Origin of the sequence: Rudanella lutea DSM 19387, from assembly GCF_000383955.1 — a bacterium.
GTDB lineage: Bacteria > Bacteroidota > Bacteroidia > Cytophagales > Spirosomataceae > Rudanella > Rudanella lutea.
The window spans coordinates 5,116,887-5,129,081 of the sequence record NZ_KB913013.1; the positions used below are offsets into that span (position 1 = coordinate 5,116,887).

The following is a 12,195-nucleotide window of genomic DNA, read 5'->3' on the forward strand; positions in this document are numbered from 1 at the left end:
CGGTTTGCTTTAGAAAAGAGAGTTAGCTATATGCCAAAAAAGGGTGCTTTCTGCGAAGAAGCTCGGATGAGCAGCTACGCGGAAAGCACCCCTCATGTTTAACAGATATTACTTCACGGCCAGGTTGGCCGTTTCGGTTTGGTAGAGATACCGGTACTCAATCAAATCGGCCACGAGACCCGTCCAGCCGGTTTGGTGAGACGCACCAAGTCCTGCCCCCACATCGCCGTGGAAGTACTCGAAAAACAGGTACAGATCCCGGAAATGGGGGTCTTTCTGAAACTTCTCTTCGTTGCCGAACGCCGGAATGAGCCCTGTTTTTTCGTCGCGCCGGAAAATGTTAATCAGTCGCTCAGCTACCTGAACAGCGGCTTCTTTTATGCTCATCACCTGCCCCGAATGGGTAGGGTATTCGATCTCAAAATCGTCGCCGTAGTACTGGTAAAACTTCAGTAGTGAATCGATCAGTAGGAAGTTAACCGGGAACCAGACGGGCCCGCGCCAGTTGGAGTTACCCCCAAAAATGCTCGCTTCCGACTCGGCCGGTACGTATTTTACCTGAAACATCTCGCCGTTGAGCACAAACTGATACGGGTGCTGCTCATGGTATTTTGATAGGGCCCGGATACCGTAATCCGACAAAAACTCAGCCTCGTCGAACATTCGTTTGAGCAGCATTTTCATACGGTGTCCCCGTAGCAGTGAGAGCAGGTGGGTTTCGCCCTTGCCCGGCTCATGCCACCGCGATACAAGCGAGGCCAGGTCGGGTCGGTTTTTGAGTACCCACTCCACCCGGCGCTTAAAGTCGGGGAGTTTGTTGAGCAGCTCTTCGTCGAGCACCTCCACGGCAAACAGGGGGATGAGCCCCACCATCGACCGGATTTTGAGCAGCCGGGCGTTGTTGTCGGGGGTGTGCAGTACGTCGTAATAAAACTGATCGACCTCGTCCCACAGGCTGATATGCTCCTTGCCGAGGTTGTTCATGGCGGCTGCGATGTGCAGGAAATGCTCGAAGAACTTGCTCGCCATGTCCTGATAGGATGGCCGGGTGAGGGCTATTTCGCACGAGATGCGGAGCATGTTGAGCGTGTACATGGCCATCCAGCCGGTGCCATCGGCCTGCTCGATGCGCCCGCCCATTGGCAACGGTTGCGACCGGTCGAAGACCCCAATGTTGTCGAGGCCGAGGAAGCCCCCACCAAAAATGTTGTTGCCGGCTACGTCTTTCCGGTTTACCCACCAGGTAAAGTTGAGCAGCAATTTATGAAACACTCGCTCAAGGAAGTTCACGTCGCCCACGCCATTCATCTGCCGGTCTATCTCGTACACTTTCCAGGTGGCCCAGGCGTGTACGGGCGGGTTCACGTCCGAGAAATTCCACTCGTAAGCCGGAATCTGCCCGTTGGGGTGCATGTAGTACTCGCGCAGGATAACGGCCAGTTGGCGCTTGGCAAAGTGGGGGTCGAGCCGGGCGAGGGTCAGCGTATGAAACGCCAGATCCCAGGCCGCAAACCACGGGTATTCCCACTTATCGGGCATGCTCAGAATATTGGCCGTGTACATATGCCGCCAGGTTTCGTTGCGGGCATACACACGCCCCTGAAACGGCACGGGCATTTTGGGGTCACCCTTGAGCCATTCATCGACATTGTAGTAGTAGAACTGCTTGTTCCAGAGCATTCCCGCGTAGGCCTGCCGCTGAATATTCAGCAGCTCAGGGGTATCGACGTTCTGCTGGAGATGGGCGTAAAAGGCGTCGGCTTCGTCCTGACGGGTTTCGAATAATTGGTCGAAATCGGCAAAAGGCTGGCTCAGGTGGGTGTTGTCGCTAAACCGCAGCCGCACCGTCATCGACTCGCCGGGGGCCACCGTGCGGGTGTACTGAGCCGAGGCTTTCGTGCCAATTTTGTTGGGGTTGATGGCATCAGTTTTACCCCCGACAATGTAATTATTGATCCCGTCTTTCGGGAAAGCCGTCGAGTTAGGGCGGCCGTAGAGTCGTTCGGTATTAGTTTCGTTTTCGCAGAACAGCAGGTCGTCGGCCCCTTCGCAATAGAGCTTAAACTTGCCCAATTGTTTGTGGTTTACCTCGATCTGACTGTTGGCAATACCGTTGAGCATGGGCCGGGTGTTGTACTGCTCGTACCCCCACGACCAGGTATTGCGGAACCAGATGGTGGGCAACAGCGTGAGCGGGGCCGGTTCGGTGCTCCGGTTATGGGCCGTAATTTTAACGAGCCAGTCGTTTTGATCGGCCTTGGCGTACTCGATAAACACGTCGAAGTACTCATTCTGGTCGAAAATGCCCGTGTCGATCAGTTCAAACTCGGGATCATGGCGCGACCGGCGCATGGTTTCGATCACGAGCTGATTGTACGGAAACTCCCGCTGCGGATACTTATAAAGCATCTTCATGTAGGAGTGCGTGGGCGTGCTGTCGAGGTAATAGTACAGCTCTTTCACGTCTTCGCCGTGGTTGCCCTCAGGGCCGGCCAGTCCGAAGAAACGCTCTTTCAGAATATTGTCGCGGTGATTCCAGAGGGCCAAGGCAAAGCAAACGTGGCCTTTGTTGTCTGCAATGCCGCCGATTCCTTCTTCGCCCCAGCGGTAGGCGCGGGAGCGGGCCATGTCGTGCGTGACATTGTTCCAGGCATCGCCATACGGGCTATAATCTTCGCGGACGGTTCCCCAGGCCCGGTCGGAGAGGTAGGGGCCCCATTTTTTCCAGCCCTTATTGTCGGGCCTGTCATATATGCGTAGTTTTTCAGCGTCAGCGCTCATAGAAAGAAATTCAACGGGTTACGCTCGTGCTCTTCTCGGTGGTCGAAGCATCAAAGATACGACCCTTACCCAACAACGCGCCCGGAACCAGGTCAGAAGCGCAGTTTTTTGCTTAAATGGGCTTGGTTAACAGCTTTTTATGCAATTTATTGGCCGATTTGTCTAACGGCGTGGGCATTAGCTTTCCAGATTATTTATCTTTGTCTTTAGGCCCAACGCTCATTTTTACGTTTTCTTTTCGTTATCAAAGATGAGCAGGGTAAGCCTTGTCAGAATTGGATTTCCATTAAAATTTGGACTTTGAAAAGACGTAACGCGTTAAAAATGGTGGCCACTGCGGTGGGTGGTCTTGCCGTTCTGCCCAGCTGGGCTACCCGCTGGACACCCGAATCGCTCCGGGCTACGGGCTCGGTCGGGGGAATCCTTTCGGCTGCGGAAACAAACCTGCTGGCCGAACTGGTCGAAACCATTATTCCGGCTACCCCCGCCACCGACCCGTCGAAAGGCGAAATTCCGGGGGCTAAAGCTCTGAATGTAGACCAGTTTGTCGAAAAAATGGTGGCTGACTGCTACGACAAAACGGCGCAGGAGACGTTCCGCAAAGGCTTTGCAGCTTTGGATGAGGTAGCGAAAGCAACAGGGAATAAATCATTCCTGGAAACCGACCAGGCTGGGCGGCTCAATGTGCTCAAACAAATGCAGCAGTCGACTGTGCCGGGGCAGAAAGAGTTCTTGTCGCTGGTGAAAAACCTGACCATTCGGGGCTACATGAATTCCGAGTACGTCATGACCAACCTGACCCACTACGAAATGGTGCCCGGCCGTTACAAAGGCTGCGTACCCGTAGCTGGCTAAAAAACACCGGTTTGGGCTACGCTGCCCAGACCCGACCCTAACACAGTTCAGACAATACAAACGGGGCTTGCTGGTTTGTTCAAAATGCTGACTACCAGTACGAAAAATCCCCATAAAGGCTATCATGTCATACTTCAATATTGATGCAGCTGCGCAAAATACCTACGATGCCATTGTGGTAGGATCGGGGATTAGTGGCGGATGGGCTGCCAAAGAACTTACCGGCAAAGGCTTGCGGACGCTAGTGCTTGAGCGGGGGCGCGATGTGCGGCACGTGACCGATTACCCCACTACCATGATGCAACCCTGGGAGTTTGAGCACCGGGGCCAGTTGCCCAAAGAGGTGCGCGACGCCAACCCAATCATCAGTAAATGTTACGCCTTCTACGAGGGTACGCAGCATTTCTTTGTGAAAGATGCCGAGCACCCTTACGTGCAGGAAAAACCATTCGACTGGATTCGGGGCTATCAGGTGGGCGGTAAGTCGCTCATGTGGGCGCGCCAGACCCAGCGTTGGAGTGACTTTGATTTTGAAGGCCCCGCCCGCGATGGATTCGCGGTTGATTGGCCCATTCGGTACAAAGACATTGCCCCCTGGTATAGCTACGTTGAGAAGTTTGCCGGTATTTCGGGCAACAAAGACGGCCTGGCCAGCCTGCCCGATGGGGAGTTTTTGCCCCCGCACGAGTGGAACTGTGTGGAAAAGCATTTTCAGCAGAAAATAGCAGGAAAGTACAAAGACCGGCACGTGATTATGGGCCGGGCGGCTCATATCACACAACCTCAGCCCATTCATTTGCAGCAGGGCCGGGCGCAGTGCCAGCACCGCACCATCTGTGAGCGCGGCTGCCCCTATGGCGGTTACTTCAGCAGCAACTCCAGCACGATTCCGTGGGCCATGCGCACCGGCAAAATGACGCTGCGGCCGCATTCGGTGGTGCATTCAATCATTTACGATGAAGCCAAAAAGCGGGCTGTGGGCGTGCGGGTGATTGATGCCCAAACGAAGCAGATGCAGGAGTTTTACGCCAAAATTATTTTCCTTAATGCGGCTGCGCTGAACTCCAATCTGGTGCTGCTCAACTCGACCTCGAACCGGTTCCCCAACGGGCTGGGCAACGATAGCGGAGTGCTGGGTAAATACGTGGCGTTCCACAACTACCGGGCGGGTATCTCGGCCGAGTTCGACGGAAACCTCGATTCGACCACCGAAGGGCGCCGACCCAACAGCCCCTACATTCCCCGGTTCCGTAACTTACTCAAGCAGGAAACCGACTTTTTGCGGGGCTACGCGGCTGGTTTCAGCGCGGGCCGTATCTCACGGGCCGATCAGAGTGGTTTAGGAGCCGACCTCAAGCAGGGGCTGCTCAACCCCAAACTGGGTGGCTGGTACGTGGGTTCGCACATGATGGGCGAAACCATCCCGAAAGAAACCAACTACGTGGCCCTCGATTCGTCGTTGAAAGACCCGTTCGGAATTCCACAGTTGAAAATCGCCATTGACTACGACGCCAACGACGATAAAATGGTGAAAGACTACCAGGAGCAGATGACGGAGATGTTTACGGTGGCTGGTTTTACCAACATTCGTGTGCGCGACGATCACCGGAATCCGGGACTGGATATTCACGAAATGGGTGGGGCTCGCATGGGTAACGATCCCAAAACGTCGATTCTGAACAAGTGGAATCAGGTACATAGCTGCCCGAACGTATTCGTGACCGATGGCGCCTGCATGACCTCTACGTCGACTCAGAACCCCTCGCTCACCTACATGGCTCTGACCGCCCGCGCGGCCGACTATGCCGTGAAAATGATGAAGCAGAAGAGTCTGTAACCGGGTGGCTGCCTCAGTAGGTAGTATCTTCCTTGTTGCATGTTAAACAAACAACCCCAACCGGGCGATCGCATCATCGGGCTGGGGTTGTTTGTTTAAAACAGAAATCAGTCGTGCAGTTTGCCCCGGCGCGAAATGGGGTCGCGGAAAGGAGAAATCCGCTCTTTGTGCCGAATAGCCCGCCAAAGGTCAGTCCAGAAAGCAGGGAAAACTGTAGCGCCAAAACTGTAATAGGCTCCGTTGAACGGTACGCTTTGGGCCGAGTGAAAGGCGTACCGATAGCCAACCTGTGTACTCAGACCTACCCAACGGGTAGCTTTCCATTGACTGTACAGGCCCACCTGAACGGGCACAAAAAAACCACTCTGGGTACGCGGGGCTTCCTGATCGGTGCCGAGCGTGGTGGGCAACGCCAAGGCTTTCCCCGCACCCACTTCGACTGGTGTGCTCAGAATCCAGCGTTTGTTATGAATCAGGTTGGGCCAGTATAGCAGGCTCATAAACCACACATCGGTGCGGGTATAATACCCCAAATTGACCCGCTGCACGGCATCACGACGCCAGTTGATGAGTCGCAACTGATTGGCGTAGGTGAGCCAGTAATACCCCAAAGTCAGGTGGTGGCGCTTGCGGCCAAACGTAATGCCTGAGTTGACACCCCACACATTGACCGGGTGCCGCATGATAAACGAATTCCGGAAATCGAGGTTGAATGCCCAGGTGATCGCCGGGCGTGGCCGGGTGCGGTTGCTGTCGGTAGGCGCCTGCGTCAGACTGTCGGGCAGGCTCTCCTGATTACTCATGGCCGAAGCCGTGAGCGAGAAAAGCAGGACGACAAGTAGCAGACAAAGACGCATGGGGCCGAGACAGAAAACGATTTAGTAACGGATTGGCGATATAATCCGTGCGCACCCATCGGAATTTTAAGTCAAAAAAGGGGCTAACGGGCTATCAACCACTTGTGTATCAATTATTATGCCTTAATGTGAACGGTTCACATAAAAAACCTGCAAGCCAACCGGCTTGCAGGTTTTTTTATTCAGGGGTCTTTAGAGACTGGCAGCAGACAACGGATGCCACCCGACTATTTCAGGTGTTGCGCCAGATAATCAGTGTATTGCTGGTGCAGCAGCACGTACGACGCCCCGTTGTAGGCTACGCCGTGAGCACCCGGCGGATAAATACGCAGGTCGGCATCCTTACCTTCGTCTTCGAGGGCGTTCATGAGCTGAAACGTATTCCGAACGTGCACATTTTCGTCCATGGTCGAGTGGGCCACAAACATTTTTCCCGCCAGATTTTTGGCGTACGTTGTCACGGCTGATGCCTTGTATTTAGCTTCGTTTTCGGGTAGCAGACCCATGTAGCGTTCGGTGTAGATGCTGTCGTACAAACGCCAGTCGGTGACGGGCGCACCTACCAAAGCCACCTTAAACACGCCGGGGTGGGTGAGCATGGTGTAGCTGCTCATGTAGCCACCGTAGCTGTGTCCCCGAATAGCCATCCGGTTGGCATCTACCCACGGCTGCTTGGCCAGATACTTAGCGGTTTCGGCAAAATCGAGGCTTTCGTATTTGCCCAACTGCTCGTACACAATTTTCTCAAAATCGCGGCCGTAGCCCCCGCTGCCCCGGTTGTTGACACTCACCACCACATACCCCTGCTGGGTCAGGTACTGATGCCAGGCGCTCGTGCTGAAATCGTTATACACCGACTGCGCACCGGGACCACCGTAAATATCGACCAGCACCGGATACTTTTTCGAGTTGGGGTCGAAATCGGCCGGTTTGAGAATCGAAATGTCGATGCGCTGCCCGTCAGACGTAGTGAAATTGGCCAGCTCTTTGGTGGCAATGGCGTTCTTAGCCACAAAATCGGTCACGCGGCTATTGGCTTCCAGCGTTTTGATTTTTTTGCCTTTCGTATCCCACAGTTCGACTTGCGTAGGCGTGGTGGTGTTGGAATACCGGTCAATAAAGTACACGCCGTTGCCCTTGCTGTCGGCCGTAGCGGGGGCCACATTGACCGTGTGCCGACCCGGCGTGTTGGTGAGCCGACGCTTGTTTTTACCGTCGATATCAATCATGTACAACTGACGCTCTAAGGGCGACACTTCTGTAGAGGTGTAGTACACTTTGCGGTTTTTGGCGTCGATGTGGTGCACGTAGGTCACCTCCCACGCTCCCGAAGTCACGGCATTGAGCAGCTTACCCGTGTAATCGTACCGGTACAGGTGAGCGTATCCGTCGCGATCCGAGACCCAGTAAAACTCGTTCACGCCCGCCGGGAAGTACATCAGGTGATTGATGCCCGCAAAAAAGTCGAACACATCAATCCAGCTTTTGGCCTTCTCTTCCATGATGGGCCGAGCCTCGCCCGTCCGGCCGTTGGCCATGAATAAACGCAGGTGGTTTTGCTTGCGGTTGAGGTGAATCAGAGCCACCTGACCTTCTATGTTGGTCCAGTAAATACGCGGAATGTAGCCATCCTGCAAGTCAACGTTCATCCACTGCTTTTTGCCGTTACTAATTTCGATTACGCCAATCCGAACGCTGGGGTTGGTGTCGCCCACGCGGGGGTAAGGCAGCGAGTCGTATTTCTCGTCGAAACCCTTGTAATCGGTCATTTTGTAGATAGGCACCTGCCGCTCGTCGGACTGCCAGAACGCAATAAACTTGCTGTCGGGCGACCATTCCCAGGCTTGCGCGAGTCCAAATTCCTCTTCATACGCCCAGCCAAAGCGGCCGTTGTAGAAAGCAGGCTTGGCATCGTTGGTTAGTTGGGTCTCTTTGCCGCCCGCAAAGTCGAACACAAACAGGTTGCCGCCCCGCTCGTAGCCGATCTTGCTGCCGTCAGGTGCCAGCTCGGCGGTTTGGGCATCTTTGGCCACCAGCTTCAGTGACTTATCGGCCACCGAATAGCTGTAATAATCCGAAATACCCGACCGCCGATATACCGGCCGGAAATTGGTCTGAAACAGGATGTTCTTCGAGTCTTTTGACCACTGAAACGACTGATAAACAAAGGTTTGGGTTGTGCCGGGGAACGTAAGGCCACTGGCATCGAAGACCACGGTTTCCTGACCCGTTTGGGGCGTAAAGGTTTTGATGGTGCTCTGCCCGTCGAGGTACGAGAAGGCCCGTCCGTTGTCGATCCAGTTGACACTGCGGGGCCCTTGCGAACCGTTGAGCTGACCGCCTGCCGAGAGTGCCTGCTGCAAGCTGGCAAAGCGTTGTTTGGCAGAAGCGGCCACACCGGCTGCCGGCGCCTGTGCCGATTGCCCGGTGCCCACAAGGGGCGACGCGAGGGCCAGCCACAACAGCCAGCCAAAGGGTTTGTGATGAGACATGTAGTTAGGTAATAAAAAAGCAAAATTATGGGGTAATAGTCATAAGGTAACTATTCGAAACCGATGTGGTTGCGTTTTGGAAGGCATAACTCGCAAAGAAAAAAATATCGTCAATATGTTGTATTTTTTTATGTAAATTGTATGTTTACTTTAAATGTCACCATACTATATTTTCAATCCACATGAAAGCTATTTCCCCCCCCCCTTTCTTTTACTCCTGCTCTTGGCGGGCGCATTGCCACCGTTGAAGAACCTGCTACTAATCTGCTGGTGTTTCCAAACCCTACACATGATGAAGTAACGCTTTCGTTTGGGCTTGAGCAGGATGAAGCGGCTACGTTGACGATAGCAGACATAACGGGCCGGGTAATTCATACAGCTTCTATAGTTGGTCTGGGCGTAGTGCATGAGGAGCGCATCTCGCTTCGGACCCAGCCAGTAGGCTTGTATCTGGTCCGAATAAAAAGTGCTAAACGCACATTGGCAGGTAAAATAGTCCTGAGCCGTTAACCAGTTATCGCCATGAAAACACTGGTTTTTGTCGCGGGGCTGGTAGCCCTGATGACTGGCTGTAAGCACGATGAGCCGACACCTGCAACTCAACCAACGATCATTCAAGCAGCCACTAAAGATCAACAAGGCAATGTAATTCCGAACATTGAAATTTGGATAATTGGTAATAAAGGGAGCTATTTTGGAGGGACTCGCCAAGATACAGTTTTTGCAAAACTTGCTACTGATACACAAGGTAATCTCGAATACGAGCAAGTTATACCTTCCCTGTGGCGTGTGTACCTTAGTCCTAGCGGTTTTCCAAACTATGACCTAGTCAAATACGAAGGCACCGTTGATGGGATTGTGAATGTAGGACAAGTCAACAACATCAAGGTTGTCATGCGAAAGCGGTAAACGCATGAACAGGCCAGTGTTTAACGCTGGCCTGTTCAATTTTTCATAAATTATGCCAATCAACAGGATTTCTAAGGAACGGGTTTCCTTGCGGGAACAGCCGACAGGTCTGTATGTGGTGCGGGTAGCAAGCTCCAAACGCACGTTGTCGGGCAAAGTGATTTTGAGCCGTTAAGCCGCTACCGCCATGAAAATACTGGTTTTTATACTGGGCCTGTTGCTACTGATGATTGGCTGTAAGCGGGAAGAAATAGCTCCTGAGCCAAAGCCAACCGAAATTAACGTTGTAGTGATGAATGAGGCTCGCCGTCACTTCAATGCTGAGGCTCAACTGAAAAGCCTAAAATACCTGCTTTTTACGTAATTTTGCGTAAAAAGCAGACTTCCCAACGTGAAGCACATCCGTAATTTTTGCATTATCGCCCACATTGACCACGGCAAAAGCACACTCGCTGATCGCCTGCTGGAATTTACCAAGACCGTTGGTGCCCGCGACATGCAGGCCCAGTTGCTCGACGACATGGATCTGGAACGGGAGCGCGGTATTACGATCAAGAGCCACGCCATCCAGATGGACTACGTCCACAAAGGCGAGAAATATACGCTCAACCTGATCGACACGCCCGGTCACGTCGATTTTAGTTATGAGGTGTCGCGGTCGATTGCCGCCTGCGAAGGAGCCCTGCTTCTCGTGGATGCCTCGCAGGGTACTGAGGCTCAGACGATCTCGAACCTGTATTTGGCCCTCAACAACGATCTGGTCATCATTCCGGTACTGAACAAAATTGACCTGCCCGGCGCTATGCCCGAGGAGATCAAAGACGAGATGGTAGACCTGCTCGGTTGCGAGCGCGACGAGATTATTCCGGCATCGGGTAAAGAGGGTATCGGCGTCCCCGAAATTCTGGCTGCCATTGTCGAGCGGATTCCGCCCCCAAAAGGCGAGCCCGATGGCGCATTGCAAGCCTTGATTTTCGACTCGCACTTTAATTCCTACCGCGGTATTGAGGTTATTTTCCGGGTCAAAAACGGTCGCATTCGCAAGGGTGATAAGGTGAAGTTCATGAACACCGGCAAGGAATACATTGCCGATGAGATTGGCACGCTTCGCCTGACGCAGGAGCCCAAAGATGTGATCGAGTGTGGCGATGTAGGCTACCTGATCTCCGGCATTAAAGTGGCCAAAGAAGTAAAAGTTGGCGATACCGTCACAACGCTCGAAAACCCCGCCAAAGAAGCCATCAAAGGGTTTTCGGAGGTGAAACCGATGGTTTTTGCGGGTATTTACCCTGTGGAAACGAGCGAGTTTGAAGACCTCCGTGATGCGATGGAGAAACTTCAGCTCAACGACGCGGCCCTGGTTTGGGAGCCTGAAACCTCGGCGGCTTTGGGCTTTGGTTTCCGGTGTGGTTTCCTCGGTATGCTCCACATGGAGATTGTGCAGGAGCGGCTCGAGCGCGAGTTCAACATGACCGTGATTACCACCGTTCCGTCGGTGCGGTTTGAGGTACTGACGACCAAAGGCCAGGAGATACAGGTTTCGGCCCCGGCCGACATGCCTGAGCCAAACCTGATCGACTTTATCGAAGAACCATTTATTCGGGCTCAGATCATTACGAAAGCTGAGTACGTGGGTGGCATTATGGGCCTCTGCATGGATAAGCGGAGCATCCTGAAAAATCAGGTTTACCTCACCGCCGACCGGGTAGAACTCCAGTTCGAAATGCCCCTTGCCGAAGTTGTATTCGACTTTTTCGACAAGCTCAAGACCATTTCGCGTGGGTATGCCTCGCTCGATTACGAGTTTATGGACAACCGCGAGTCGGACATGGTGAAGCTCGATGTGATGCTCAACGGCGACAAAGTGGATGCTCTGTCGGCCATTGTGCACCGCTCGAAATCGTACGAATGGGGTAAGAAACTGTGCGAGAAACTCCGCGAACTGATTCCGCGTCAGCAGTTTGAGATTGCGATTCAGGCGGCTATTGGTCAGAAAATTATTGCGCGCGAAACCCTCAGTGCCCTTCGCAAAGATGTATTGGCCAAGTGTTACGGGGGTGATATTTCGCGGAAGCGCAAGCTGCTCGACAAGCAGAAAAAAGGCAAGAAACGGATGCGGCAGGTCGGCAACGTCGAAATTCCGCAGGAAGCGTTTATGGCCGTGTTGAAGATCAACTAGAGGGCAGGCCTATTACCAAATTACACTTCGTGTTTCTTCAGCCTGAAGCTGCCAAAGATGACATCTCGTTTGGAGAGATGTCATCTTTTTTGGTTATTCACCGTTTGGGGGTCTACCATTGTTTGTAAATCTAGGGAAACAGACCACTAAAAGAGCCCTGACGGGGCCTGACGCCTGAAAAGCTGTCTTGGTTACGCTCCGGCAGGGCTCTGGTGTTTGGAGAGGGTACGTCTTATCTGCCGAAATTGAGTCTCTGACGGAGCTTTCGGTCGAGTCCATGCTTGA

At 53.3% G+C, this 12,195-nt stretch carries 9 protein-coding genes; 6 read left to right on the forward strand and 3 right to left on the reverse strand.

Features of this window, described 5'->3' with window-relative positions:
• Positions 1-108: 108 nt before the first annotated feature.
• Positions 109-2,781, reverse strand: a complete 2,673-nt coding sequence (locus RUDLU_RS0121075) for an MGH1-like glycoside hydrolase domain-containing protein (protein ID WP_019990416.1) — start codon at positions 2,779-2,781, stop codon at positions 109-111.
• A 324-nt stretch (positions 2,782-3,105) separates the two neighbouring features.
• Between RUDLU_RS0121075 and RUDLU_RS0121080 the strand changes: the two genes are divergently transcribed.
• Entirely contained in the window at positions 3,106-3,636 is a 531-nt protein-coding gene (locus tag RUDLU_RS0121080) for a gluconate 2-dehydrogenase subunit 3 family protein (protein WP_019990417.1), read from the forward strand.
• Between the two features lie 124 nt (positions 3,637-3,760).
• Positions 3,761-5,473, forward strand: a complete 1,713-nt coding sequence (locus RUDLU_RS0121085; RefSeq protein ID WP_019990418.1) for a GMC oxidoreductase — start codon at positions 3,761-3,763, stop codon at positions 5,471-5,473.
• 107 nt (positions 5,474-5,580) lie between these two features.
• On the opposite strand, the gene RUDLU_RS0121090 is transcribed toward RUDLU_RS0121085, so the two are convergent.
• Together RUDLU_RS0121090 and RUDLU_RS0121095 are read right to left on the reverse strand one after the other, a co-directional pair.
• Complete coding sequence (locus RUDLU_RS0121090; protein ID WP_019990419.1) at positions 5,581-6,330, reverse strand: hypothetical protein; 750 nt, start codon at positions 6,328-6,330, stop codon at positions 5,581-5,583.
• A gap of 227 nt (positions 6,331-6,557) precedes the next feature.
• Complete coding sequence (locus RUDLU_RS0121095) at positions 6,558-8,822, reverse strand: S9 family peptidase (RefSeq protein WP_019990420.1); 2,265 nt, start codon at positions 8,820-8,822, stop codon at positions 6,558-6,560.
• Positions 8,823-9,092: 270 nt separating this feature from the next.
• Between RUDLU_RS0121095 and RUDLU_RS30630 the strand changes: the two genes are divergently transcribed.
• The 4 genes from RUDLU_RS30630 (at position 9,093) to lepA (ending at position 11,910) form a co-directional block, all read left to right on the forward strand.
• Positions 9,093-9,332, forward strand: a complete 240-nt coding sequence (locus RUDLU_RS30630; RefSeq protein WP_169578063.1) for a T9SS type A sorting domain-containing protein — start codon at positions 9,093-9,095, stop codon at positions 9,330-9,332.
• 12 nt (positions 9,333-9,344) lie between these two features.
• Positions 9,345-9,731, forward strand: a complete 387-nt coding sequence (locus RUDLU_RS0121100) for a hypothetical protein (protein WP_019990421.1) — start codon at positions 9,345-9,347, stop codon at positions 9,729-9,731.
• Between the two features lie 187 nt (positions 9,732-9,918).
• A complete protein-coding gene (locus RUDLU_RS29750; RefSeq protein WP_019990422.1) occupies positions 9,919-10,095 on the forward strand; it encodes a hypothetical protein in 177 nt (58 codons plus the stop codon).
• A gap of 27 nt (positions 10,096-10,122) precedes the next feature.
• Positions 10,123-11,910: a translation elongation factor 4 gene (lepA, locus tag RUDLU_RS0121110; protein WP_019990423.1), complete on the forward strand. Its 1,788-nt coding sequence runs from the start codon at positions 10,123-10,125 to the stop codon at positions 11,908-11,910.
• Positions 11,911-12,195: the final 285 nt, after the last annotated feature.